This window comes from Faecalicoccus sp. LCP19S3_E2 (assembly GCF_052121255.1).
In the GTDB taxonomy this organism is placed as follows: domain Bacteria; phylum Bacillota_I; class Bacilli_A; order Erysipelotrichales; family Erysipelotrichaceae; genus Faecalicoccus.
On the sequence record NZ_JBQKEP010000004.1, the window covers coordinates 119136 to 145507 of the forward strand.

Below are 26372 nucleotides of genomic sequence, written 5' to 3' on the forward strand. Positions count from 1 at the left end.
CTCTCCCTCTGGATTTTTAGTATATTGTATTTTTAAAAGATTTCAACTTTCTTTATAGAAATCCCTTTCATTCTGTGATACTTTGATACAGGAGGATCGATTATGGAAAATAATGCTTGTCTCATTGAAGATGCTAAAGTATTGCTCTTTAAACAAATTCAGGAAGATTCCATTCCTTTACGTACATTGATGGCGTACTATCGCTGCGCTATTATGGAAGTGGAAACCAAATTCAGAGTGCTCAATGAAGAGTTTTCCATTGAACGGGAACACAATCCGATTGAAACAATCAAATCGCGTTTAAAAAGTCCGGAAAGTATCATCAATAAGCTGCAGAGTCGAAATCTTCCGCTTACCGTGCAATCCATTGAAACCAATCTGTTTGATATTGCCGGTATCCGTGTCATCTGTTCGTTTCAAAATGATATTTATTTATTAGCCGAATATCTTTTATCTCAGGATGATATAGAACTGGTAGAGATCAAAGACTATATCAAATCTCCGAAAAAAAACGGCTATCGAAGCCTGCATCTGATTGTCAGAGTGCCGATCTTTCTTCATGAAGAAAAGCGCTCCATGAATGTTGAAGTGCAGTTTCGAACCATAGCCATGGATTCCTGGGCTTCTTTGGAGCATAAGATTCGTTATAAAAAGGAACTGGATGAGCAAACCTTGAAAACGATCAATGACGACCTGCTCGAATGTGCTTTACTAAGTGCCAGACTGGATGAAAAAATGGAAAAAGTCCATCAACAAAGTATGAAAAAAAAGCTGTAATGATTCGATGCGCAAAGCATCTGCATGACAGCTTCTTTTATTTATTGGGCATTTAATTTCGCATTGGCCAACATCAAACGAATACGATTTTCCTGATTGACCTTGCTGGCACTTGGATCATAATCGATGGCTACGATATTGGCATGCGGATACGCTTCCTTAATCCTTCGAACCATACCCTTGGCCACGATATGATTGGGCAGACAACCAAAAGGCTGTGCCGAAATGATATTATTGACACCGTTTTTGACAAGCGAGACAACTTCACTGGTCAAAAGCCAGCCTTCTCCCATTTTTACACCTTGATCGATAAACCCTTTTCCATCACGGATCACCTGATTAAAATCTTCCGGTGCCCTGAAGGTTCCATCTTTTTTCACCGCTTCTTCAAAGGTCTTCTGCATGCGCATGATCAACGATTTAGCTAACGAAAAGAAGGTATGTGTTTTGGCATGACGGTGATAGTATTCATAATCAATGATACCATTTTCAATACAGTATAAACCAAAGTCCATCACTCCGGTCACTACCGGTTCAAAGCCTTCCTGCATCAGATAATCCTCTAAATGATGATTGCCTAAAGGTGAATACTTCATATAGATTTCCCCCACGATGCCTACTTGAATCTTAGGTTCTGTGCTTCGCGGAATGGCTTTCATGCGCTCGATCATCATCTTATAAATCTTCTTTGACTTACGATAGCCCTGCCCTTCCAGCTCTTTTTTCAAGTATTCAACAATTTCGTCAATGACCTTTTCTGTATCTCCGGCATGCAGCTCATAAGGCATGACCTGGTTTTTCAGCCACATCAAAGCATCTCCATATAAGACGCAATATAATACCCTTAACAACATCGGCATCGTGAACTTTAAGCCACTGTCTTTTTCCAGACCGGAAAAATTGACCGAAAGACAAGGAATATGCTCCCAGCCTTCCATCTGCAACGCTTTTCGCAACAAGGAAAGATAGTTACTGGCACGACACCCTCCTGCTGTCTGCGTAATGACTAAGGCCACTTTATTCAGATCGTATTTTCCGCTTTTTAAGGCATCGATAAACTGTCCGATGACCAGCAACGCTGGATAACACGTATCGTTATGGACATGAGCCAGACCTTCCTCTTTGACTTGTTCGCTTTCATTGGACAGGACTTCCAAATGATAGCCGCTTTGTTCAAAGGTTGGTTTCAACAGACGAAAGTGGATCGGCAGCATGCCGGGAACCAAAATGGTATATTGATCTTTTTTCGCATTATCAAACTTCGTATAGTGCGTAGCCATTTTAGTCCTCCTTTCCTTCTTCGATCGCTTCTTTTAAGGAACGCAGACGAATTCTGGCCGCTCCCAGGTTGTCGATTTCATCGATCTTGATCTGGGTATAGAATTTATCCGCATCTTTTAAGATATCTTTGACTTCATCACTGGTGATCGCATCGATACCACAGCCAAAGCTTACCAGTTGCACCAGCTCCATATCCGGATTTTCGCAGACATATTTTGCCGCCTGATACAAACGCGCATGATAGGTCCATTGATTTAAAACATAGACTTTCTGACGATCTTGACGCGGCACGCTTTCTTCACTTAAGACCACAAAGCCCAGTTGCGTTAAAAGCTGGTGGAGCTGATGGTTGATCAAAGGATCCAGATGGTAAGGTCTTCCACATAATACAACCATCGGATGATGATGCGCTCTGGCATAGCTGACCGCATCCAAATGCTTCTGTACTAACTTTTCATGAAACAGCTGACGTTCCAGTAAACCTTCCTGTAAAGCGGTTTTTAACTGCTTTTTCGTATAATGAAGATTAGCTTCCTCCAACGTTTTTTTCATCGTTTTCGCAAAGCTGTTTTCATCATCCAAGCTGATATACGGATATAAGAAGAACTTATCTTCAAATTCCATGTTGGCCGCAATATTTTCCGGATAGTAGGCAACTAAAGGACAGTTAAAATGATTGTCACTTTGATGCTCATCCACGTTGTATGTCATACACGGATAAAATAAGATCTTTTCTTGTCCGTTAATCATCTGTACGATATGTCCATGAACGACCTTGGCCGGGAAGCAGGCGATATCACTGGGGATCGATTGTTGTCCATCGTAATACATCTTCTGCGTTGTCGGTGTCGTCCATACCACTTCGATCTGCAGGCAGTCAAAAAATTTGGTCCAGAATGGAAGCATATCATAATTATTTAAAACAAGTGGCATGGCGATCTTTTGATCATGCTTGTATTTCAGCTTCTGCTCGTCCAACATCTGCATCTTTTCTTTATAAAGATCCGGCAGTTCTTCTTTTTTCTCTATCGTTTTGATCATCTTGTCACATTTATTCCCTGCGACAAGACGCGTACCATCATTAAAGATATTGATCGTCAAGGAACAGTGATTGGTACATCCATTGCAGGCAACAGACTTAGAGTTATGAGAAAACTGCTCCAGCGCTTTGGCATCTAATACTGAACTCTTGGTACGATGTAACTTCTGTGCATACAAAGCTGCCCCAAAAGCACCCATCAAATGAGCAATGCTTGGACGAATAACTTCATAGCCCAATTCTTGCTCAAAGCTTCGTAAGATCGCATCGTTCTGGAAGGTTCCCCCCTGAACTACGATATGTTTACCGATATCCTCTTTATTTCTGGCACGAATGACCTTATATAGTGCATTTTTTACGACCGACTTACAAAGACCGGCACTGATATCTTCAATCGTAGCACCATTCTTTTGGGCCTGTTTAACACCGGAATTCATAAAGACCGTACAACGCGTTCCTAAATCAACCGGATGCTTAGACTTCAAGCCTAATTTCGCAAACTCTTTGGCATCGTAGTCTAAAGACTTCGCAAAGGTTTCAATAAAAGAACCACAGCCGGAGGAACATGCTTCATTTAATACGATGTCATCGATATGTCCATCCCGTATCTTAAAGCACTTGATATCCTGTCCTCCAATATCTAAGATGTAATCGACCTGCGGATTAAAATAACGGGCAGCCACATAATGCGCCATTGTTTCTACGATACCACCGTCCAAATGGAAGGCCACACGCATCAATTCTTCCCCATAACCTGTCGAATACGCACCAAAAATCCGAATATTCGGATTCTTTTGATAAATTTCTTTTAGATCCTGTAAAACGACATCTAAAGGATTTCCCTTATTGGAAGTATAGCTTTCATATAAAATCTTATGTTCTTCACTCAACAAGACCAGCTTTGTTGTGGTAGAACCGGAATCAATACCCAGATACGCTTTTCCCTGATACGTTTCCAGCTGGTCGTATTGCACATCATGCATCTTGTGACGAGCGATGAAATCCTCATACTCTTTCTCATTTTCAAAAAGCGGCTGTCCGGATTCCATCTGCATCGGCATATGAACCAGCTGATCCAGACGTTCCACAAGATTGTCATAGGTAAAGGTCTCCTGCGCACAAAGTGCTGTTCCCAAAGCCACAAAATGAATAGCTGTTTGAGGACATGTACTTTGTTCGGGTGAAAGCTGCAGCGTTTCTTCAAAACGCTTGCGCAAACCGCTCATAAAGTATAAAGGTCCCCCTAAGAACAAAATATTCCCTTCAATTTTTCGTCCTTGTGCCAAAGAAGTCACTGTCTGATTGACCACAGCCTGAAAAATGCTGGCGCAAAGATCCGCTTTATCCACACCTTGATTGATCAATGGCTGAATATCTGTTTTCGCAAAAACACCGCATCGGCTGGCGATTGGATAAATCTTATGGCATTGGAAGCTGGCTTCGTTCATCTGTTCCAGTGACATATCTAAAAGAGAGGCCATCTGATCGATAAACGCACCGGTTCCTCCGGCACAAGTCGAATTCATTCTCTGCTCCAGACTTCCTTTAAAGAACAAGATCTTGGCATCTTCTCCTCCCAGCTCGATAGCACAATCTGTTTGTGGGTAAAACTTCCTGATAGCTGCTGCCGAGGCAAAAACCTCCTGTACAAAAGGAAGATGACCGGCTTCACAAAGACCTAAAGCACCGGAACCGGAAATCGCAAAGGAAAAAGGCTCGTTACAGAAGTCTTTTAATTCCTTGATCTTCTCTAATGCCTTTTGACGAACCTTGGCCATATGTCGTTCATACGACTTATATAAAATATTGTTTTGTTCATCTAAAACCACAGCTTTGATCGTGGTACTTCCTATATCAAACCCTATTCGAATTGTCATTTTCAATCACCTGTCCATTATTATAACCATTTCAAAGAAAAAATCATCAAAAAATGCTCAAAAAAGTAAGTACCTTAAATTTTAATTTACTTTTTTTTAACGATTGTTTTTTAATTTCATGATAAAATGGCTTTTAGAAAGCGCCTTCTAGTTTTCTATATAAATATAAGGATATGAAAGGATTTTGATTCTATGAAAATTAAATTAAACCGTCAGGAAATACGGTGGGTTGTTTATGACATAGGAAACTCCGCTTTTATTCTTCTGGTTTCCACGATCCTCCCCATTTATTTCAACAGTATTTCCAGTGCACAGGGGATTCCCGAATCCAGCTATCTGAGCTATTGGTCGTATGCAACCTCCATTTCCACACTGGCCGTTGCGATCTTAGGGCCGATTCTGGGAACACTGGCAGATTATCAGGGTAAAAAGAAAAAAGTATTTCTTCTTTCAGCACTCTGCGGTGCCCTGGCTTTAGCCTGTTTCTGGGTTCCATCGTACTGGTTAAGCTTTCTGATCTTATTTATTGTCGCAAAGATCTGTTATTCTCTGTCTTTGATCTTCTATGATTCCATGCTTGTAGATATCACGACAGAAGATCGAATGGACAATGTATCCTCAAAAGGCTATGCCTGGGGTTATATCGGAAGCTGTATTCCCTTTTTGATCTCACTGGTTTTTGTCTTACTTTATGAAACATTGGGCATTTCTTTAAGTATGGCTATGATGATTGCCTTTGTGATCAATGCCTTATGGTGGATCGGTTTCACTTTACCTTTAGCTTTTCATTATAAACAAAAATATTATATCGAACCGAAAGCTCATCCCGTCAAGGATACCTTTGTGCGTTTGTATAAAACATTAAAGGATGCCCGTCAACAAAAGAAAGTTTTCTTATTCCTACTGGCCTTTTTCTTCTTTATCGATGGGGTTTATACGATCATCGATATGGCAACCGCTTATGGAACCAGTCTTGGTTTGGATACGACCGGCTTGTTGTTGGCTTTGTTGGTGACGCAGATCGTTGCCTTTCCGGCCAGTCTGACATTTGCGATTCTTTCCAAAAAACAGGATGCCGGCAAGCTGATCAAAATTTGTATCGTTGCCTATTTCTGCATTGCGGTATTTGCGATACAACTGGATAAACAATGGGAATTCTGGTTATTAGCTGTTGCGGTTGGATGCTTCCAGGGTGGAATTCAGGCCCTTTCCAGAAGCTACTTTGCCAAGATCATTCCGGAAAACGCAAGTGGTGAATACTTTGGATTATTTGATATCTGTGGAAAAGGAGCCAGTTTCTTAGGAACCTTCCTGATTGGCTTTGTGACACAGCTGACAGGCCATCAAAATTTAGGCGTTGCCGCTATCTCTATCATGTTTTTGATTGGACTCTATTTCTTTAATAAAGTTACCAAGCTGTAAAAAAGCTTTAACACTTTCATCCAGTGTTAAAGCTTTCTTTATATTCACACGTTTAGCGAACCAGCTGTCCTGCCAATTCCGGATCCTTTGCCTCTGTCATATTTTGCGTAACAACCTGGCCGGCGCCGGATTTATACACCTTGATATCGACCTGACCTTCTGTATGTGTATCATCCAATAAGAAGTTATAGGCATCAATCTCCAGATCATACATCTTTGCCTCTTCGGTATTAGTAAAGTATGTATCGACCGGTAAAATACCATTGACCTGATTATAGGCTTCCTGCGCTACGGCATTGCACGTATCAGCATTCGCATCATCGGATACATCAATAGAAATACGCAATGTCGCACTCTTTAAATTCACTTCAACATTTTCAACACCGCCAATGGATGCGATTGCCGTTTGTACCTGAGAAATCTGGTCATTTGTGATGGCTGGATTTAAATCCTTGGAATCAAAACGATTGCCCACAACCGGTTCATTTTGTCCACCCAAACTGGTTAAAATTACATATCCTATGATCAAAAAAGGAATCAATATGACGATCAGCGTAAACCAAACAATTTTATGTCCTTGTTTCGGTGCTGTCTTCTTCTCTTTTTTCGGTCTATTCTTCAAATTTATGGCCATACTTTCTGCCTCCTAGAAAGTATTATACCATAGTTTTTATTTTTGTATATTTTAACAAGACACTTCATCAAAACTCTTTCTTCGATACAATATGAATACTAACCTTTAAAGAAATTATCAAAAGCACAAAACTGACACCATACAACAATACAAGCATCGTTTGCTGTCCTAAGATGGGCATGCTTTGAAGAACCTGCATCCAGTCGATACCGATAAACTCCAGGCATTTCTGAATGAACGTTGCGATCAACAGTAATGCGCCATTCAATAAAATAATGGCAATTCTTCCTCTTTCCTGACCAAACTTTAAATGAAATGGAATCATGATAGCCTGTAAAAGAAGAATAAACGCAAACAATCCAAAAAGAATCATCCATCCATCAAAGGCCAATGACATTCCTTTTTGTACGGCCATAAAAATCGTGAATAGAAACATCACCACTAAGGAAACAAACGCCAACACAAAGGATAAAGCATATTTTTCAAATACATATTCTTTACGTGTGATCGGAAGGGTGAATAAAAACGCATTACCATTATCAAATTCATCATAGCTGATCGTACTTAAACCAAATAGCGATACCACAAAGGGGACAAATCCCAATGGAAATGTCATCATGGAAACATCTTCTGCCGATATCGACATACCGATCGCAATCAAAAGAATCAGTAAGAAAAAATACTTTTGTGCAGCCATTAACTTTACATCTTTGATCCATAAGCCTTTCATAGTGAATACCCCCGAATCATCATCGTGATTACCGCATCGATCGTTCCTTTTTCTATTGTGATCCCCGGTTCATTTTCCATATAATATTGTTTCTGATTGGTTAAACATGCATAGCCATATACTTCTTTACAAACTTTTAGGATATACTGTGTATCCAATTTCTTAAATTGTTCTTCACTCATCTTTAAGATGGCATAATCACTTAAAAGTACATCGGTATCTTCATGGAAGATCATTTTTCCTTCATGAATCATATATAGATCATCACATAAGCTTTCCAGGTCCTCGGCGATATGGGAACTGATCAAGATCGAAGCATCTTTTTCATCTTCCATATAATCTCGCAACAAGTCCAAGATCTCATCTCTTGCGATTACATCCAAGCCAGCTGTCGGCTCATCCAGAATCAACAACTGGGCGTGATGAGATAAGGCAATCAAGACTTTTAATTTGGCTTTCATTCCTGTCGAAAACTCTTTGATCTTTTGATCGTATGGAAGCTGGAAACGTTGCATTTGTTTCTGAAAGTAAGAAAGATCAAAGTTTGAATACATGTTTTTTAATATCGTGATGATATCACGCACCGTTAAGTATGCACTAAATCCAGAATCGGACAAGACCACACCTAACTTCTCTTTTTCTTTTCCACTAAGTTTGTGATGTTCTTGTCCAAAAATTTGAATACTTCCAGAATCCAATGTGATCAAATCCAGAATGGCTTTAAAAAGAGTTGACTTTCCAGCGCCGTTTTGTCCGATCAATCCTGTGATCTGTCCATCCAAAATTGTCAAAGAACACTCTAATTCAAATGTACCATATCGTTTTTGTACCTCTTTTACTTCCAACATGACGATTCCTCCAGTAAGAGTAAAAACAAATCCTTGAGTTCCTCCTTTGTGATATCAAACCGCTTTGCCTTTTGAAGAATGCCTTCCAAATCCTGTTCCAGCTCTTTTCTTTGTTCTTCTAAAACCAGCTGTGGATTCACAGGGGCAATATAGCTGCCTTTGCCATGGACTGTACAAATAAAGCCTTCACTTTCCAGTGCGTCATACGCTTTTTTGACTGTGAGCGCACTGATTTTCAATTCTTTTGACAAAGCACGAACCGAAGGTAAAGGCTGGTTTTCCTTTAACTCCTGTTTCAAGATTCCTTCTTTGGTCTGTTCTACGATTTGTTCATAAATAGGAACCATAGATGAATGATTGATGATAAGATGCATGACGTCGCTCTCTTTCTATAAACAGTATATAACAGTATAATACAGATGTAAAGAAAAAACCTGTCGAAACAGGTTTACTTCACTGACATATGAATCTGGTCTAAGATGCCCTGATCACTAAAGACTAGATTCAAGGTTTCATTCTCTTCCTGGTATTGCAGCTGATTCTCTTCTGAAGAAGTCGGTTTTCCATACAGTTCTTCTACAGTATCCTGCTGACTCCATCCCAATACGATTTTTTGAGCTAACATCATATGCATTCCTGAATTCATACGATGGACAACGATCTGTGTGATGGAAGCCTGACTGGTTTCTATGGTTTGATCGGTCGTATTGGTAACAGTTATATGCATCTGCATTCCATTTTTGTTTTCCAAATCTAATTCAATGCTTTTGCCGGCATCCAGATTCTCATGTTTTTTGGCCTCAAATTCGGTCTGTTGAATGGTCCATCCACTTTGAGTTAAAGAAGAAAGCGGATCGTTTAAAACATAAACTTGATTATCAACCTGCAGCTGCATGTCCTGCCAGGAATCCGATAGACGATCGTTCATGGAAAGCTTATTGATCAAAGACTGTGGTAATCCTTTTTCTACCTTGATCGAGCAAACGATCTGTGTGCGTGGAAAGATTTCTACCTGGGCAAAGACGTCTTTAGAATCTTCATCCCATGTATCATCAAGTGTCTGCCAGCTTGTTTTGTTTAAGCGGTACGTTTGAAGATGACCGTTTTGATCGGTACCGGATACATCATACTGCCCTTTTTTCTGTTCCAAAACCACATTGGATAACAAGACTGTTCGTGGATTTTGAATGGATGCGATATCCATCAACGGATCCTTCAACAAAAAGAACACGACTAGAAAGGCCGGAACCAGACAGATCAAGACGGTTAAAAACCGTAAAAGTTTCTTTTCTTCTTTATGATGCGATAAGATGGCACCGGCAATAAAGCACATGATGATCAAAGCGGCCACCGAAATCAAAATCTGCACATAGTTTACATAAACTAAACCAAGGATGCCTTCCATCAACTGTCCCTGATTGGACGGTGTAAAGTAGAAATAATAAGCCCCATAACCGGCCGCAGCCAGTATGATCAATATCAATAATATGATAAATACCCACTTTATCTTGCTTGGTGCATTTGCTTTTTTCATTCTGCTTCCTCCTTTTCCCGGTTCAGTCTTTCCTGCAGCTTTTTTTGTACAAGTGCCGGATCTGCCTGTCCTCTGGAAACTTTTAACACCTGTCCGACTAAATAAGACAGGGCGCGTTTTTTACCCTGGCGATAATCATCAATGCTTTGTTGGTTGGCATCACATACCTGCCTGATCCATTCTTCAATTCGACTAACATGGGGCTGTTCGTCTTTGGCCTTCTGTATTTGATCCTCTACATTTTTACCGTTTAAAAACGCAAGAATCCACTGACGAATCCTGTTTGTCGAAAAATTTTCTTCTTTTTGATCAACGATCCATGCGAATCGTCTTGGATCGACATCGGACAAAGAAATCGCATGACTCTTCATCTGATTTCGAACATCATTCAACAACAGATGAAGAACATCCCTATTTCGCTCTGTATATTTTATAACGGCAAAATAGAAATCCGTCAAATCTTTTTGTGCCAGAAGGCTCTGCGCCTCTTTCTCATCGATTCCCTGCTTCTTTAAAATATCCAAAATTTCTTTAGGATCATGTGGCTGTCTTGCGATGATTTCCTGAATCCAACTTTTGTCCAAATGAATAATTGGCAAATTCGGTTCCGGAAAATATCGATAATCTTTTTGTGTTTCTTTTTTCCGCAATAAGATTGTCGTTTTTGTCTTTTCGTCAAAACGACGTGTCTGCATTTCTATTTTTTTATGTTGATCCAAAAGTAAAGACTGTCTTTGAATTTCATAATCCAAAGCCTGACGGATATGTGAAATCGAATTGAGATTTTTTAATTCCACTTTATCTCCCAATTGTGATGGATTTTGACTTAACGAAACATTGATATCACAACGAAGCTGTCCTTTATCCATGCGCCCCTGGGTTACACCCAGATAAATCAGCTTTTGTTGAAGAGATTTCACATAAGCACAAGCCTGATCCACTGAATGAATTTGCGCCGCGCTGACAATTTCCAGTAAAGGAGTACCACAACGATTAAAATCCAACAAGGTACTTTGCGAATGATGGATCATCTTTGCGGTATCTTCTTCCAGATGCACTCGTTCAATACCGATTTTTTGTCCTTCGATCATTATATAGCCATTTTTTCCCAGTGGATAAAACTGCTGCGTAATCTGAAAGCCTTTTGGAAGATCAGGATAGGCATAGTTTTTGCGATCAAAGCGTAAAACCGGATCGATTGTACAATGCAGTGCATCACAAACCAAAATGCCATACTCTACCGCTTTTTTATTAATTGTCGGCAAATAGCCCGGCAACGCCAGATCAATGATATCCAAAGAAGTATTGGGATCTTGATTTTGTGTAACCAAAGCCGAGGAAAACATCTTTGTCTTGGTTCGCAATGCACAATGAATTTCAATTCCTATATGTACCTTATACATGATCCATCTCCTGTATCACTTGAGAAAACAATTTTGCGGCTTCCAACAACAAATCTTCCCGGCAAGGCTTAGCAGCTAAATGAAGGCCAAAAGGAAGACCCTCCTTATGTCCAAAAGGAATGGAAATGGAAGGATAACCGGAAAAATTGGATAGCTTTAAATACGAAAGTCCGATCGATGCATCCTCTTTATATTCTGAGATCAAAGGTGCCACATCCGGCGTGGTCAAAGAAAAAACAATGTCTGCTTCTGTAAACATTGAAGCATACGCATCCACCAGTTTTCGGCGTATCTTCTGTGCCTTGATAAACAATCGCTCCTGATTTTCTTTATGCAGTGCATAAGCGCCACATAAAAAGCGTTTTTTGACTTCCCAGGAAAACCCTCTAGAGCGAATGTTTTCCACGCTTTGATCTTTGGATGACAAGCCAAAGCGAAGACCATCCAAATTGGCATGATTGCTGCAGGCTTCGGCATTGGCAATCACGGTATAGACAGGATCGATCAACGCTAATAGAGATTGTGGCATTTGTACGTGTTTGATCGTTTGTTTTGTTTCCAGTTGCTCGATCAATTTTTGTAGTCGAGCTTTTAAAACAGGATAGGCATCTTCCGATATTGAATCAAAAACAGCCAGTCGTAACAACCCTTCTTTCTTTTGGGATGCTTCTTCAAGTGATTTTGGCAAAAATGTCATCAAATCTCTTTCATCCTGCCCTTTTAAAACATCATATACACATTCTACCTGTTCTATAGATCGAGCTAAAATACCGACGGTGTCCATCGAACTGGCATAAGGGACAATGCCAAAACGGGAAATTCTTCCATATGTTGGTTTCAACCCAACCAGCCCCATATAGCTGGCCGGCTTACGAATGCTGTCACCGGTATCCGTTCCCACAGCTACATCAGCACCATCGACTGCCACCAAAGCAGCACAACCACTGCTGCTTCCTCCCGGTATTCGGTTTACATCCCATGGATAAGTGACCGGCCCATGAATATCATTGTTGCCGGAGCCTCCCATTCCTAACTCATCCATGGCTGTCTTTGCGACAATACAGCCGCCTGCCTGTTTGATCTTTTCTACAATGGTCGCATCATAAGGGCATTGATAACCTTCCAAAATTTTAGACCCGGCCTGCAGCGGATAACCTTTTAAGGAAATGTTATCTTTAAGGGCTATTCGTACATTCTTAAGCCTTCCTTTGTCTTGTATCTCAGGTACAACAAAAGACACAATGGCCTGTGTCTTTTGTTGCGCAAATTCACATTGTTTTCTGATATATTCTTTGGTTAAGGGCATTTATTTCACCACCCTGCTGATTTCTATATACCCATCTTTTGTAGAATTGGCATTGATCAAAGCTTCTTCTTTGGTCAAGGTGTAAATCGAATCCTCTTTTCGAAAAACAGCTTCTGTTTCAAAACAGCGAACCATGGGTTCCACATTCCCTGTATCCATTTTTGAAAAAGCCTTGGCAATTTCTTCCATTTTACACAGTTCGTTTTCGATTTCTTCATATTGAGAATCATCAATTTGAATACGAACTTCGTTTTGGAGTGCTTTTATTCTTTCTTTATTCATACACTTACTGCATGGTCATCACATTGACATCTTCACTGCCGGCATCTTTGGATACAATGGCATACGTACCGACATCGGTGATAACTTCTACCTTATAGGTACAGGAAGAATTGGTAAAGACGACCATTTGTTCACTGGCGGCCTGTGTGATGGCCAAAATCTCGCTGGCAGTCTTTCCATGCGCTGTCAATGTGATATTCAACTGAATAACCTTCCCATCTTGCAGAGTGGCTTTTCCAACCAGATACGAATAATCGACAAGAACATGACTTAGTTCATTTTGATATTCCGCAAACTGCGCTGCCATATCGGCATCTGCCTTGCTGAAGGCAGCACCGGGAACCTCTGCCCAAGTCAAATCCAGTTCTGAAAAATCTCCCTGTGCCCCTTCAAAATATCCTTGATAAATATAAGAACCCAGGGTATCTGATGCATGATCCAAAGAGAAACATGCTACATAAATCGGCACATTAGAAGTAATGGAGTTAAAACGCTCACGCATATAGCTGACCAAATGACCGGAAGTTACCTCTAAGTAATTCTGCATACGATCTTTGGTGATCTCCACTGTTTTTCCATTTTTATCCTCTAAGGCATCATTGACGACCATTGCGATGGAAATGCCTTGCAGCTCATCATCGGCATACCAGTCCAGCTCATAGAGATCCACTAAGATCACAGCCCCGCTGACTGTACCATTTCCGGTATTAAAGCCTTCATCCGGACTGGGATTTAACCCATTGGGATTTTCATCTCGATTTGTTCCTAACAAACCTCTGGAGCCATCGGTGGCATCCAATTCATCATAATCCAAAAATTCCTGTGTTTTATAGGCGACTTTCGTGGGTGAAAAATACGTCTTTGATAGATCCATCAATCCCTGTTCCATGCGAAACCGCGCTTCTGTATCCCCCATAAGAGCGGCATGCTTGATACGTGCATCACTACTTTCATAAGGCTGTATGGCCGCGTACTCTTCTTCCCCGATCGGATTGAGCTGATTCGAATTGGATACCGTACTACATCCACAAAGCACCAACAAAGACATCAATATACAAAGACTAGTTTTCCTCCAATGCATTTGACACCTCCTGTACGAATTCTTCCTCGCTCATTAAGGCAACGCCTAAATTACGAGCCTTTTCCAACTTAGAGCCTGCCGCCGTTCCATAAATGACATAATCTGTCTTTTTCGATACCGAACCGGCTACATTGGCTCCTAATGACTCTAATATTTTTTTAGCTTCCGTGCGTGTATAATGCTCTAAGGTTCCCGTTAAAACCACTGTTTTGTTACTGAAACCAGACGCATGGATCTTTTCTTTTTCCTGTTCCATATTCAAGCCCTGCTCCTGTAAGACCTGAATCAGATGTCTGTTTTTCTCTTCCTGAAAGAACGCCAGAATACTTTCGGCCGTAATTTGTCCGATATCACGAATTTGGACCAGCTCTTCCAAAGTTGCGTTTCTTAAATTTTCCATCGTGCCAAAATGATGTGCCAGGATCATGGCCGCCTTTTTGCCGACCTGACGGATACCCAGCCCATACAATAAGACACCTAACGGCTGTTTTTTACTTTCTTCGATCGTCTCCAACATATGATCGACCGATTTGACCTGATATCCTCGCTTTTCTAAAAGCGCTTCACGATGATTCTTTAAAAAGTAAATATCCTCAATCGAATTTAAAAAGCCAAATTCATGCAGCTGTTCGATCTTTTTATCGCCTAAAGAATCGATATCCATCGCATCGCGGGAGGCAAAGTGAATCATACTTTCGACAACACGTGCCGGGCAATCCTGATTGATGCAGTAATGCGCCGACTCTCCTTCTAAACGTACCAGTTTAGATCCACAGACCGGACACTCTTTAGGGAACACATATGGTTTTTGGGTACCATCTCTTCGTTCTTTAATACTGCTGACGACTTCCGGAATGATTTCTCCGGCCTTTCGCACCACGACGATATCACCGATGCGAAGATCTTTGGAAGCTATCATATCTTCATTGTGAAGCTGGGCGGCACTTACCGTCGTTCCGGCCACTCTTACCGGTTCTAAAACCGCATTGGGAGTGATCTTTCCGGTTCGTCCAACCGTGATCGTAATATCTTTTAAGCGTGTCTGAACCTCCTGGGCCGGAAATTTATAAGCAGTCGCATAGCGTGGCGCTTTTGCGGTAGAACCTAAACGCGCCTGATCCGGTAAACTGTTTAGCTTAATGACCATCCCATCGATCTCATAAGGCAGTTCTTCTCTTTGTTCATGAATCGACTGAATAAAGTCCCAGATTTGTGCCGTATTTCTACAAACCTTGCGTAACGGATTGACACGAAAATGAAGCTGTTCCATCTTTTCCAACGCTTCTTCCTGACTGGTGATACCAAAATCAGCTGCATTCTGGAAATAATACCAGTAGGCATCCAGTTTTCTTTGCGCACAAATGGAAGAATCTAACTGACGAATGGAACCGGCTGCCGCATTTCGGGGATTGGCAAATAAAGCTTTTCCTTCTTTTTCCTGTTTTTCGTTTAGCTCTTCAAAGCTTTTTTTAGGCATATAGACTTCCCCGCGAATCTCGATATGCCTTGTTTCTTCGATATACATTGGAATCGAGGCAATCGTACGGATATTATTGGAGACATCTTCTCCGACAAATCCATCACCACGTGTGATCGCTCGGGTAAATCGTCCATTGTCATACAACAAAGCCATGGCCAGTCCATCGTATTTGCACTCTACGACAAATTCGGCATCCTTGACGCTTTCTTGAATTCGTTCGACAAAAGCTTGAATTTCTTCATAATTAAAGACATTTCCTAACGAAAGCATCTGCGTCTGATGCTCCACCTTTTCAAATCCATCCAATACCGCACCGATGATACGCTGGCTGGGTGAATTGGGATCGTAGAGCTCCGGATGTTTTTCTTCCAGTGCCATTAGCTCCTGCATCAAACGATCGTATTCCTGATCAGATACACTGGGCTTATCATACACATAATATTCAATCGAATACTTCTCTAAAAGTTTTCGTAATTCTTCAATACGTTGTTGTTCATTCATACATTTCACCATCTGTATTATAACACGACTTTATGCTTTGCCTTCTTGATTGAAGGATGCAAGGCATTTAATTTCTTGATGCCATAAGGATGTTTAAAGGCAATCGTCGCAATATTGTTTTCCAGCTTTAAAACGATTCCTTCCCCAAAGACTGCATGTGTGACACGATCTTTGACCTTGAAAGGCGCTTTTGATTTTTTAGAAGGAATACCAATCGATGCTATCTGATGTTCTTCTCGTTTAACTTCTTTCTCTTTTCCTTCCTGAAAGGTGCATTTTTCCGGAATTTCCATGATGAATCGACTTTGTATCTTATACTTATCCAACATGTAGCTGTAGCCTGTATTCCATGTGATATACAAATGTCGTTTGGCTCTTGTCATCGCCACGTAACAAAGTCGTCTTTCTTCTTCCAAGGCTTTCCGGCCTCCTTCATCCATGGAACGAGTACTTGGGAATACACCATCATTGAAGTTGACCACAAACACAGTATCAAACTCCAATCCTTTAGCCGAGTGTACTGTCATCAGTGATACACAATTCCCGCTTTCCTCATTGGCACGTGATGTAAACAGGCTGACCTCCTGTAAATAGCTTTCCAGTGTCATTTCCGGATCTTCCCGCAGACTTTGAGCGATATCGCTTTTGAGTTCCTTTAAGTTTTCCAGACGTTCTTCTTCATTTTCTTCCTGCAGCATCTTCTTATAGCCACTTTGTTCCAGCACATACTCTAAAAAATCTTCCAAAGAAAGATTCTCTCTTTGTCTTCTTAAATCCTCAATCAAGCTTACAAAGGGGGCACATTTTTTGATGATCGCACCAGAAATTTGTTGCGGATCTTTTAAAACTTCGTAGAGATTGATGCCACGCATCGTTGCTTCCTCACGCAGGTTCTCGATCGATTTTTGTCCAATACCACGTCTAGGCTGATTGATTACACGAAGCACGGCAAGATCCAGTGATAATTGTTTAGGATCACTTTCTTCCGGTTTGGTACATAGCTTTAAATACGCCAGCGCATCTTTGATTTCCTGTCGTTCATAGAAGCGAATCCCCCCATATATACGATAAGGGATCGATACGGTACGAAGCACACGTTCAAAGGAACGAGAGGAGAAATTGGAACGATACAAGATTGCCATATCTTTATAATCGATTCCATTTCGATGTTCTTCCTGTATCTTTTTTGCGACATATAAAGGTTCTTCATTATCATCGACACATGTATGTAATATAATTTTGTCCTGCCCCGGAATCTGGGTAAACAAATCCTTTTTGATTCGATCCTCATTGTACTGGATCAAAGCATTACTGGCATCCAGAATCGGTTGGGTCGAACGATAATTCTGATCCAGGATAACACTTTTACACGGTTGAAAATCTTTATCGAAACGCAGGATAATATCCACGCTGGCACCACGCCACGTATAAATCGTCTGATCAGGATCTCCAACGACACATAAGAACGCATGGGGACCTGTCAACATACGAATGATCGAATATTGCACCGGATCCACGTCCTGAAACTCATCGACATGAATATAATCTAAACGATTTTGCCACTTGGTACGAACCGATTCTTCCTTCTGTAACAGATGATGCGCTTCTCTAAGCAGATCATCAAAATCCATGGCCTTCATCTCTTTACGCTTTTCTTCATATTTCTCATAAATATGTGCAATGTTTTCCTGTTCTTTGGTAAAAGCCATTTCCAAAGCCTGTACCGGACTGAAGTCCTCGCTTTTATATCCGGAAATCATACCTAAAACTTTGTTCATATTCAATTCTTTGATATCCAAATCCATAGCTTTATAAATCGGTCGAAGAATCTGTTTTTGATCATCGCTATCCAATATTGTAAAAGAGCGAGGGTATCCGATCGCATCCGCATCTTCACGTAAAATACGTACACATAAAGAGTGAATCGTTGAAATACGCACAGCCAATGCCTCTTTACCCAGCTGTGCCATCAGACGTTCCTTCATTTCATTGGTTGCCTTATTGGTAAAAGTAATCGCCATGATCCGATTTGGGAACACCCCACATTCTTTGACCAAATAAACGATACGAGCCATCAATACACGTGTTTTTCCACTACCGGCCCCAGCGATGATCCGTACATGCGAATCCGTAATCGAAGCCGCTTCTCTTTGTTTACTATTTAATGTTTCTAAAATACTCATTTTCTTCACCTCGATTATTTTATCATGGACACTGTAAAAGAAAAAGGAAGGTTACCAAAAAGAGGATTTGACTAAAGTGAAAAAGAGTCCATTTCCTTAAAAATAACTCTTTAGACACGATCGGCCATTTAACCAATTTATCACTTTCTGAGTTTGAAAAACTACAAACTCATTAAGACTCCTGTTGACTAAGCATCTTTTCTTTAACAGTAGAAAAAAATGCCCTTGACGGACATTTTACTTATCTTCTTGCACTTAAAGCTTTTGTCAAAGCTATGTTGGCTAAAATCGCAACGATGATTTCGGGAATCGCATTCGTTAAAATAACTGTTCCCATGGCAGCCATTAAAGCACCTTGGGCAACACCGATAGCTTGTGCATAAGGCGCTGCATAGAATAAAAGAATCAGACCAAGCACTCCCACTGTATGTAAAGCTGTAGCAACCAGAGCAGACAAGGCAGCACTTGCAGAAACAGATTTTCCTTTTTTGATCAATCCATGATAAATAGTACCGGCAAGCCATCCCAGTAAAAGACGTGGACCGATCGCAACGATCAAAGATTGAAAGCCGCCACTAAAGCCGCCGACTTCTACAAAGGGACTGAACGCAAAGCTGGTTACCGTAGGTGCCATTGTCGCATTGATCACCGAAGTGATCCCAAAGACAAGTCCCATCAATACACCATACTTGGTACCCATCGTACAGGCACAGACAATAACTGGTACATGCATCAGCGTAGCGCTAAGCACTCCTATTCGCAAATAGCCTAACGGCGTTACCAAAAGTACAACTTCAATCGCTAAAAATAGCGCCAGCATAGTCAGACTTTTGATCTGATTCGATGTTTTTGACATATTCAATTTTCCTCCTACTCTCGTTCTTAAAGATACGATGTAAACAAAAACTTCGATTTGGAATCTTCAATTATAGTCTTTCGATCTATATTGTCCAAAGCTAAAAGAATTATAAAAAAATGACAGGAACAAATCAACCCTGTCATTTCATTTATAATCAATTCCACACTTAAATTTCTATATAAAAATAAGCTTGGCTTTCACTTCTTCTGTGTTTTCATCCATGAATATGTCTGCATGCGAATAAAATTCACAATGTCAAAGATAAACTTTCTTTCATCGTTAGACATATTCTTTAATTCCAGAAAGCCCAACATGACTTGTTTTAAACTGATTTCGCTCAAGTTCGATACATTTGTAATATCCAATCGATCCATGATAGAGAAAATCAACTCAATATACTCCTTTTTTTCTTCATCGCTTTTTGATAAAAGCAGTCGATCGACAAGCTGTAAAGTTTCCTTACTGGTTATAGAAAGTTCTTTAAGCGGAAGATAAGAATCTGTCGTAATCTTCCAGCTGAATGTATCGTGTTGAAGCAGTCCACTTTCTTCAGCATCCAGCACGACTTCTTTTTCCATATGCTCCAAAAGACAACCGATGATTGAGTCCTTTGGCTTATAGTTTGTGATCTTCTTCAAAACAGGATTGTCCTTTACCGAATCAATAAAAGAAGAACGAAAGCCCGGTGCATCAAAGGCAAGCACTTTGGTGATCACATCCGCATATTGTGTGGTCTTTAAAGCGGCATACATCGCAAGGTTTCCTCCTTTAGAATGACCGCTTACATAAATCTTTGGATAGACTTTCTTTTTAACCAAACCAAAAAAAGAAGTTGTTTCCGGGATACTGTCCAACACTTGTTCCAAAAATGCCAATGCCAGCTTATGACAAGGCAGTTCATCTGTATAAGTCATGCGCATATTTTCTTTCCAGCCGGTCATGGTGCCATCCGTACCACGAAAGCTGATCAAAATCGTACCATCCGGCATCAAAAAGGACATGGCTCCAAACTGAATCATCTTTTCTTCATCATAGACTTCCTGATAATGTGTAATGCGAACATTTTGATAACGTATCGTATCTTGCAGATCCATGACCAGATTGGGTATATTCCTGGAAAAACAGAATCGCTGTTCAATTTCCTGTTCTGTATGCATTTTAAAATAAGACTGGCAGGCCTGAGGTAGACAAACGGGTTCTTTTTGGACAATATGGGTCCAATCGACATACGATAATTCATTCAGGATCAAAAGATCAACCCAGTTTAATGGTCGAAAAGAAAACGGAATATCTTTACGTAAATGCACATAATTCAACATATTTTCCATATCAGATACCTCGTTTTTCATACAGTTGAGCGTATTCTACATATTCCTGTGCATTGTCCAGAATTTGTTCGATCTGTTTTGGTGTTACAAGATGATGAACTTTGCCCGGACATCCTAAAACCACAGAACCCTCCGGAACCACCTTCCCCGGTGGTACCAGAGCACCGGCTCCGATAATCGAATGTTTGCCAATCTTTGCTGCATCCATAATCGTTGCACCCATTCCAATCAATACTTCATCTTCAATGGTACACCCATGTACAATCGCATGATGACCAATCGTAACACGATTACCAATTGTCAGCGGATGCCCTTTGGAACAGTGTAATACCGCATTATCCTGCACATTGGTCTGTTCACCTATACGAATCGTATCACTATCGCCTCGAACAACAGTTCCAAACCAAATGCTTGAGCCTTTTCCAATCTGCACATCACCGGTAATTGTGGCATTCGGTGCTTTGTAATAAGATGGTTTAGGTTTCAGGATATCCTTGATCAACCAGACAACTCCATGCCATGCATCAAATTTAAAACCACATTCCGGCAAAGCTCCACTCCATTGATATCCATGGCGTTGATGAAACGCAATGCTTCTGTCATTCGTATCGGTAATGCATGCAATTAACCAGCGATATCCTTTTTGAATACATGCCTTTTCCAATGTCTCCAACAAAGAATCTGCCAAACCAAAATGAGAGCCTTCCTGAAAATAGATCGTAACCTCCATACAGAAGCGATAGGCTGCCTTAGAAAAAGCCGGATGCACATACGCATAACCTATTACCTGCTCATCATGACAAGCCACAAAGATTGGGTATTCTTTCGCAATTTCCTCAATCTGTGCTTTATATTGCGAATACGACATCGGCTCCAAGTCAAAGTTATAGGCTGTTGTCTTCACATAATACGCATAAATATCATAGAGAGCCGATAGATCAGCTGCTTCAAATGCTCGAATAGACATACTCCATCCCCCTTTTCATCTATTATACATAACAATAGATCTTCTGTATAAGAAAACAGATCATGAAACCATGATCTGCTCCAATCCCTCAAATTGAAGGTTATAATATCGAGCATATGTACCGCCCTTTTTCATCAATTCTTCATGCGTTCCTCTTTCCTGCAATCCGTCATGATTGATAACAACGATCTCATCGGCATTTTTAATCGTTGATAAGCGATGAGCAATCGTGATGCAGGTACGATCTTTGCTGAGCTCTTCCAAGGATTTTTGAATAATTCTTTCACTCTCATTGTCCAAGGCACTGGTAGCCTCATCTAAAATTAAGATCTTTGGATTCTTTAAGAACACACGGGCAATCGAGATGCGCTGCTTTTGTCCGCCGGATAAACGAGCCCCTCTTTCACCGACAAACGTATCATATCCATCCGGCAAAGATAAAATGAAATCATGAATATTTGCCTTCTTGGCCGCCTCTATAATTTCTTCTGGTGTCGCATCTGGTTTTCCGTATGCGATATTTTGTTCAATCGTTCCGGTAAACAGATAGACATCCTGCTGCACCAAACCAATAGCCTGTCTTAAACTCTTTACCCGCAGATCTCGCACATCTTGTCCATCGACCAGAATCTGGCCACTTTGCACATCATAAAAGCGAGGAATCAAAGAACACAAGGTCGTCTTCCCGGAACCGCTAGGTCCGACTAAAGCCACTTTCTTTCCGGCCGGGATATCCAGATTTACATGTTCTAATACAGATTCTTCCTTGTTGTAGGTAAAAGAAACATCTTTAAAAGAAATATCACCATGTACATTCTCTAAAGGATGCGCATTCTTGGCATCCTGAATGTCCGGCACTTCTTTCATCACTTCTTCAAAACGTTTAAATCCAGAAAATCCTTTTTGAAGCATCTCGGTAAATTCGATCAAAATATCGATCGGTGCCACAAAGATATTGACATACAGTGCAAAGGTGGCCAGCGTTAAGGGGCTTAAATTTCCCATAGCCACAAAGTAACCTCCACCGACCAAGACGGTCACATACAATAAACCCTGAAAGAAATTATTCATGCCGTAATACGTTCCCATCACACGATAGTTTCGTTTCTTGGAAGCTAAAAACTCATTATTGGAATGGGCAAATTTTTCTCGTTCAATATCCTCATTGGTAAAAGATTGTACAACACGAATCCCGGCCAGGCTGTCTTGTAATGCAGCATTGACATCACCGATCTTTCTTCGGTTATCCATAAAAGTTGCCCGCATGGATTTGTTTTGTGTATAGCTAAAGATAAGCATGATCAAAGTCACGATAAACAACAACAGAGCCAAAGGCCAGTAGATCAAAGACAAAATCACAAAGGAGCCGATGATCTTGATCAAAGAAATAAACAAATTTTCCGGTCCATGATGAGCGAATTCACAAATATCAAATAAGTCACTGACGACTCTTGACATCATGATCCCGGTATTGTGCTTATCATAATAGGAAAAAGAAAGTCTCTGGTACTGATCAAACAACTCTTTTCGCATATCTCTTTCCATGTGAGCCCCCATGATGTGTCCTTGGGCGGACACATAATAGCGACACAAAGCACGAATCACATAGAGAACCAACAGTCCGGCAAGCAACCAGATGAGTCCCTGTAAAATCTCCACGCTTTTTTGAATAAACATCGTATCTGTGCAGTAGTTTAAGATCAATGGGAAAGCCAAATCAATCAAAGAAATTGTTAAAGCACAGAATAAATCAAAAAAGAAGACAAATTTATAAGGCTTATAATAGCCGATAAAATGTTTAAAAGTTTTCATAGCATCACCGGGAATCATTATAACAGAACCACACGAAAAAAGAAGCCGTTTTGCACGGCTTCCCACTAATCCTCTTTTTTGCTGGCCTGAACGATACGACTGGCCTGTGGCTCCGGTACCGGATCATAACGATCCATTTCCATCGTATATTTACCCAGACCTTGTGTCATGCTTCTAAGTTCAATGGAATATCTGGCCATTTCTGCCATTGGAACCTGTGCTTCAATGATCTGATCGCCATCTTCCGGTGTCATACCCATAATGGCACCACGACGTTTATTCAAATCACCGATAACAGTTCCGGTATATTCATCCGGTACCGTCACGACAACATTCATGATCGGTTCTAGAAGAATCGGATGGCACTTTGTCATCGCATCCTTAAAGGCAAGTCTTGCGGCTAATTTAAAGGCCATTTCACTGGAATCGACATCATGGTATTTACCATCCGTCAAAGTTGTCTTGATGTTGACCATTTTATAACCGGCCAGGCTTCCCTCTTCACAACATTCTCTTAATCCATTTTCAACCGCCGGGAAGTATTGTTTCGGTACAGCACCACCGAAGACTTTTTCATTAAATTCCATTTCTTCTACATCCGGATTTGGCGCAAAATCGACAAATACATGCCCAAATTGCCCATGCCCACCGGATTGTTTTTTATGACGACCTTCACCGGTTGCGCTCTTAGTGATGGTTTCACGATACATAACCTTTGGATCGGCCAAAGTGACTTCGGCTTTGTATTTATTTTTCAATTTATTTAAGATCACGTCCAAATGCTGATCTCCGATGCCATATACGACGGTTTCCTTGGTTTCCGTATTATTGATGACCTTAAATGTCGGATCTTCTTCGACTAAACGAGCCAAGCCATTGGAAAGCTTATCTTCGTCATTCTTTGTTTTCGGGAAGATAGCCTGCCCAAACATTGGTTCATCAAATTCAATCGGATCAGCCATCAGCAGCTTACCTTTTTCACAAAGGGTATCGTTTGTCTTGGTATTCTGCAGTTTAACCAAAGCTCCGATATCTCCGGTAAACAGCTTACCGGCAGCCGTCTGGTGCTTTCCTTTAATGATATAGATCGAACTAATTTTTTCCGGTTTTCCGTTATTGGCATTGACAAGTGTAGAATCGGAATTCAAAACACCACTTAATACTTTCAAGTAAGAAATACGTCCTACAAATGGGTCAACGATGGTTTTAAAGACCTGTGCTGTCAATGTTTCGGTTTCTGATGTCAACAATTCGACCTTCACTCCATTTGGTGTTGTAGCTGTGTACATTCCTTTCTCCGAATACGTTGGGAAATAGGAAATAATCAAGTCCATCAAACGCTGGATACCGATGGATTGAATGGCACTTCCGGAGAAAACCGGACAAATCTCTCCATTGCGTACACCGATACGAACACCCTTTGTCAGTTCCGCATCGCTGAATTCTTCTCCGGAGAAGAATTTTTCCATCAGATCATCATCGCCCATCGCAACGGCTTCGGCAATCTGATCTTTGTACATGCTGATTTCATCCTTCATGTCTTCCGGAACCGGCTGCGGTGTATCGCTTCCGGCATGTTCGCCTTTATAATACCAGGCTTTATTTTTGATGATGTTGACAGAACCGACAACTTCTCCGTTTTCTACGATCGGTACTTCAAAGGGAATGATCGATTTTCCAAACTCTTCATGAAGTAAAGTATAAGCATCGTTAAAGCTTGTATTTTCTTCATCCAGTTTATTGATAAAGAAAATCGTTGGTTTTTTCGCTTCTCTTGCCTGTTTAAAAGCTAATTTGGTTCCGGACTCCAATACATCTTTGGCATTAGCTACGATCAGGCAGCTGTCACCTACCGCAAAACCGGCTTGTTTTTCACCGACAAAATCCAAATACCCCGGTGTATCGATGAAATTGATCTTACAGTCTTCCCATTCGATTGGAACGATGGATGAATAGACAGAAATGCCACGTTTGATTTCCTCGGCATCAAAGTCGATCATACTGCTGCCATCGCTGGTCTTTCCAAAACGGTCGGTCGCTTTGGTGTAATACAACATAGCTTCCAAAACACTGGTCTTACCGGCACCACTATGTCCGATTACGCTGACGTTGCGTACTTCTGAACTTAAATAATCTCGCATGGTCCAATCCTCCTATCGTAAGATCGGCTCCAATTGAGCGCGACAGTGTTCTCTGACGTAATCTAAAGCTGTATTCCCCTGTTTGTCCTGCATATCTTTATCAGCACCATAGGATAACAATTTTTCAACAAGGCTTGGGTATCCTCCATAAGCAGCACGCATCAGTGCCGTACATCCGTTATTATCAAATAAATTCACATTGGCATTTCTTTCCAATAAAATAGAGATCGTATCTCGTTTAAAGGCGATGCAGGCTTCCATCAAAGCTGTACGTCCTACTTCATCCTGTGCGTTGATATCCGCACCGGCATCCAATAAAACCTGCACACAGCGATCCTGGCCTAATAAAGCGGCACGCATCAATGCGGTACGTCCTCTGTCATCTTTGGCATTGACATCAGCTCCGGCATCTAATAAGGCCTTACAAATTGTTTTGTTTCCTTTTTTCGCAGCCCCCATCAAAGCTGTTTTTCCTTTATTATCCACTAAATTGACATCGGCTCCATTATCAATTAAAACTTGTACGACATCCTTACGATCTCGCTTAGCCGCACGCATCAAAGCGGTTCTTCCATCTCCATTTTGATAGTTGACATCGGCTCCTGCCTTGATCTGCCCACATACCATCGGGAAATCACCATTTGCGCATGCATCCCAAAATACCTTGTTGAAATTCTGATCCATTGTAAGTTCCTCCTTCTATTATGATTTGATCAAATACAGAAAAACTGGAATGCACCCATCCCAGTTTTATCCTCTATAAAAGAAGTGTGAAATTCCATTTCCGCTTGTAACAACGCTAACTTTTGTCATCTTCACCACTTCCTTTGCTTGATTGGATTATATCAAAATCCCTATAAATGACAAATCAAGAGCCAAGAAAGCCA

Annotated in this window: 21 protein-coding genes; 2 read left to right on the forward strand and 19 right to left on the reverse strand. The window is 40.9% G+C overall.

All coding sequences use genetic code 11. The features are described 5' to 3' along the window. Window positions 1–102 precede the first annotated feature (102 nt). Window positions 103–777, forward strand: a complete 675-nt coding sequence (locus ACTQX6_RS05355) for a GTP pyrophosphokinase (protein WP_195221992.1) — start codon at window positions 103–105, stop codon at window positions 775–777. A 41-nt stretch (window positions 778–818) separates the two neighbouring features. Here ACTQX6_RS05355 and ACTQX6_RS05360 read toward each other — a convergent pair whose 3' ends face one another. Together ACTQX6_RS05360 and ACTQX6_RS05365 are read right to left on the reverse strand one after the other, a co-directional pair. Beyond that, entirely contained in the window at window positions 819–2057 is a 1239-nt protein-coding gene (locus ACTQX6_RS05360) for a 2-hydroxyacyl-CoA dehydratase (protein ID WP_117445264.1), read from the reverse strand. A 1-nt stretch (window position 2058) separates the two neighbouring features. Further along, entirely contained in the window at window positions 2059–4974 is a 2916-nt protein-coding gene (locus ACTQX6_RS05365; protein ID WP_441657344.1) for an acyl-CoA dehydratase activase, read from the reverse strand. A gap of 192 nt (window positions 4975–5166) precedes the next feature. On the opposite strand from ACTQX6_RS05365, the gene ACTQX6_RS05370 reads away from it, so the two are divergent. Beyond that, window positions 5167–6396 carry an MFS transporter gene (locus ACTQX6_RS05370; protein ID WP_272001116.1) on the forward strand — a complete coding sequence of 410 codons (1230 nt, stop codon included), beginning with the start codon at window positions 5167–5169 and terminating at the stop codon, window positions 6394–6396. A gap of 52 nt (window positions 6397–6448) precedes the next feature. Here ACTQX6_RS05370 and ACTQX6_RS05375 read toward each other — a convergent pair whose 3' ends face one another. The 17 genes from ACTQX6_RS05375 to ACTQX6_RS05455 all read right to left on the reverse strand — a co-directional run bounded on the left by ACTQX6_RS05375 (window position 6449) and on the right by ACTQX6_RS05455 (window position 26169). Further along, window positions 6449–7030: a hypothetical protein gene (locus ACTQX6_RS05375; RefSeq protein ID WP_117445261.1), complete on the reverse strand. Its 582-nt coding sequence runs from the start codon at window positions 7028–7030 to the stop codon at window positions 6449–6451. A 67-nt stretch (window positions 7031–7097) separates the two neighbouring features. After that, window positions 7098–7760 (reverse strand): ABC-2 transporter permease, encoded by a 663-nt coding sequence (locus tag ACTQX6_RS05380; protein ID WP_272001114.1) that lies wholly within the window; start codon window positions 7758–7760, stop codon window positions 7098–7100. Then, window positions 7757–8608 (reverse strand): ABC transporter ATP-binding protein, encoded by an 852-nt coding sequence (locus ACTQX6_RS05385; protein WP_294688297.1) that lies wholly within the window; start codon window positions 8606–8608, stop codon window positions 7757–7759. Before ACTQX6_RS05385 ends, ACTQX6_RS05380 begins: the two co-directional genes overlap by 4 nt. Then, a complete protein-coding gene (locus ACTQX6_RS05390; protein WP_117445258.1) occupies window positions 8596–8982 on the reverse strand; it encodes a GntR family transcriptional regulator in 387 nt (128 codons plus the stop codon). Before ACTQX6_RS05390 ends, ACTQX6_RS05385 begins: the two co-directional genes overlap by 13 nt. Window positions 8983–9056: 74 nt before the next feature. Beyond that, window positions 9057–10142, reverse strand: a complete 1086-nt coding sequence (locus tag ACTQX6_RS05395) for a hypothetical protein (RefSeq protein WP_294688300.1) — start codon at window positions 10140–10142, stop codon at window positions 9057–9059. After that, the gene (gene gatB / locus ACTQX6_RS05400; protein WP_294688302.1) at window positions 10139–11545 is read right to left on the reverse strand and encodes an Asp-tRNA(Asn)/Glu-tRNA(Gln) amidotransferase subunit GatB; all 1407 of its coding nucleotides are present in this window, start codon (window positions 11543–11545) and stop codon (window positions 10139–10141) included. The genes ACTQX6_RS05395 and gatB overlap by 4 nt, the downstream gene beginning before the upstream one ends. Then, the gene (locus ACTQX6_RS05405; protein WP_320863146.1) at window positions 11538–12851 is read right to left on the reverse strand and encodes an amidase family protein; all 1314 of its coding nucleotides are present in this window, start codon (window positions 12849–12851) and stop codon (window positions 11538–11540) included. The genes gatB and ACTQX6_RS05405 overlap by 8 nt, the downstream gene beginning before the upstream one ends. Further along, complete coding sequence (gatC, locus tag ACTQX6_RS05410) at window positions 12852–13133, reverse strand: Asp-tRNA(Asn)/Glu-tRNA(Gln) amidotransferase subunit GatC (RefSeq protein ID WP_117445254.1); 282 nt, start codon at window positions 13131–13133, stop codon at window positions 12852–12854. Between the two features lie 4 nt (window positions 13134–13137). Next, on the reverse strand, window positions 13138–14214 hold the full coding sequence (locus ACTQX6_RS05415; protein WP_294688204.1) for a CamS family sex pheromone protein: 1077 nt from the start codon (window positions 14212–14214) through the stop codon (window positions 13138–13140). Next, entirely contained in the window at window positions 14195–16195 is a 2001-nt protein-coding gene (gene ligA, locus ACTQX6_RS05420) for an NAD-dependent DNA ligase LigA (protein ID WP_294688206.1), read from the reverse strand. The genes ACTQX6_RS05415 and ligA overlap by 20 nt, the downstream gene beginning before the upstream one ends. 17 nt (window positions 16196–16212) lie before the next feature. After that, the gene (locus ACTQX6_RS05425; protein WP_294688209.1) at window positions 16213–18378 is read right to left on the reverse strand and encodes an ATP-dependent helicase; all 2166 of its coding nucleotides are present in this window, start codon (window positions 18376–18378) and stop codon (window positions 16213–16215) included. 241 nt (window positions 18379–18619) lie between these two features. Next, window positions 18620–19234: an ECF transporter S component gene (locus tag ACTQX6_RS05430; RefSeq protein WP_272001101.1), complete on the reverse strand. Its 615-nt coding sequence runs from the start codon at window positions 19232–19234 to the stop codon at window positions 18620–18622. A 200-nt stretch (window positions 19235–19434) separates the two neighbouring features. Then, entirely contained in the window at window positions 19435–20565 is a 1131-nt protein-coding gene (locus ACTQX6_RS05435; protein WP_441657343.1) for an Mbeg1-like protein, read from the reverse strand. Between the two features lies 1 nt (window position 20566). Then, window positions 20567–21532 (reverse strand): GNAT family N-acetyltransferase, encoded by a 966-nt coding sequence (locus ACTQX6_RS05440; protein WP_294688215.1) that lies wholly within the window; start codon window positions 21530–21532, stop codon window positions 20567–20569. A gap of 60 nt (window positions 21533–21592) precedes the next feature. After that, window positions 21593–23344 (reverse strand): ABC transporter ATP-binding protein, encoded by a 1752-nt coding sequence (locus ACTQX6_RS05445; protein ID WP_294688216.1) that lies wholly within the window; start codon window positions 23342–23344, stop codon window positions 21593–21595. 65 nt (window positions 23345–23409) lie between these two features. Further along, the gene (gene fusA / locus ACTQX6_RS05450) at window positions 23410–25485 is read right to left on the reverse strand and encodes an elongation factor G (RefSeq protein ID WP_294688218.1); all 2076 of its coding nucleotides are present in this window, start codon (window positions 25483–25485) and stop codon (window positions 23410–23412) included. Between the two features lie 12 nt (window positions 25486–25497). Then, on the reverse strand, window positions 25498–26169 hold the full coding sequence (locus ACTQX6_RS05455; RefSeq protein WP_022789949.1) for an ankyrin repeat domain-containing protein: 672 nt from the start codon (window positions 26167–26169) through the stop codon (window positions 25498–25500). Window positions 26170–26372 lie beyond the last annotated feature (203 nt).

Bases quoted from the DNA above. Each gene is read 5' to 3' on its own strand.
- gatC (WP_117445254.1), bottom strand. From the start codon at position 13,133: ATGAATAAAGAAAGAATAAAAGCACTCCAAAACGAAGTTCGTATTCAA.
- ACTQX6_RS05415 (WP_294688204.1), bottom strand. From the start codon at position 14,214: ATGCATTGGAGGAAAACTAGTCTTTGTATATTGATGTCTTTGTTGGTG.
- ACTQX6_RS05445 (WP_294688216.1), bottom strand. From the start codon at position 23,344: ATGAAAACTTTTAAACATTTTATCGGCTATTATAAGCCTTATAAATTT.
- ACTQX6_RS05430 (WP_272001101.1), bottom strand. From the start codon at position 19,234: ATGTCAAAAACATCGAATCAGATCAAAAGTCTGACTATGCTGGCGCTA.
- ACTQX6_RS05390 (WP_117445258.1), bottom strand. From the start codon at position 8,982: ATGCATCTTATCATCAATCATTCATCTATGGTTCCTATTTATGAACAA.
- ACTQX6_RS05380 (WP_272001114.1), bottom strand. From the start codon at position 7,760: ATGAAAGGCTTATGGATCAAAGATGTAAAGTTAATGGCTGCACAAAAG.
- ACTQX6_RS05375 (WP_117445261.1), bottom strand. From the start codon at position 7,030: ATGGCCATAAATTTGAAGAATAGACCGAAAAAAGAGAAGAAGACAGCA.
- ACTQX6_RS05385 (WP_294688297.1), bottom strand. From the start codon at position 8,608: ATGTTGGAAGTAAAAGAGGTACAAAAACGATATGGTACATTTGAATTA.
- ACTQX6_RS05455 (WP_022789949.1), bottom strand. From the start codon at position 26,169: ATGGATCAGAATTTCAACAAGGTATTTTGGGATGCATGCGCAAATGGT.
- ACTQX6_RS05425 (WP_294688209.1), bottom strand. From the start codon at position 18,378: ATGAGTATTTTAGAAACATTAAATAGTAAACAAAGAGAAGCGGCTTCG.
- fusA (WP_294688218.1), bottom strand. From the start codon at position 25,485: ATGCGAGATTATTTAAGTTCAGAAGTACGCAACGTCAGCGTAATCGGA.
- ACTQX6_RS05435 (WP_441657343.1), bottom strand. From the start codon at position 20,565: ATGGAAAATATGTTGAATTATGTGCATTTACGTAAAGATATTCCGTTT.
- ACTQX6_RS05365 (WP_441657344.1), bottom strand. From the start codon at position 4,974: ATGACAATTCGAATAGGGTTTGATATAGGAAGTACCACGATCAAAGCT.
- ACTQX6_RS05355 (WP_195221992.1), top strand. From the start codon at position 103: ATGGAAAATAATGCTTGTCTCATTGAAGATGCTAAAGTATTGCTCTTT.
- gatB (WP_294688302.1), bottom strand. From the start codon at position 11,545: ATGTATAAGGTACATATAGGAATTGAAATTCATTGTGCATTGCGAACC.
- ACTQX6_RS05440 (WP_294688215.1), bottom strand. From the start codon at position 21,532: ATGTCTATTCGAGCATTTGAAGCAGCTGATCTATCGGCTCTCTATGAT.
- ligA (WP_294688206.1), bottom strand. From the start codon at position 16,195: ATGAATGAACAACAACGTATTGAAGAATTACGAAAACTTTTAGAGAAG.
- ACTQX6_RS05370 (WP_272001116.1), top strand. From the start codon at position 5,167: ATGAAAATTAAATTAAACCGTCAGGAAATACGGTGGGTTGTTTATGAC.
- ACTQX6_RS05405 (WP_320863146.1), bottom strand. From the start codon at position 12,851: ATGCCCTTAACCAAAGAATATATCAGAAAACAATGTGAATTTGCGCAA.
- ACTQX6_RS05395 (WP_294688300.1), bottom strand. From the start codon at position 10,142: ATGAAAAAAGCAAATGCACCAAGCAAGATAAAGTGGGTATTTATCATA.
- ACTQX6_RS05360 (WP_117445264.1), bottom strand. From the start codon at position 2,057: ATGGCTACGCACTATACGAAGTTTGATAATGCGAAAAAAGATCAATAT.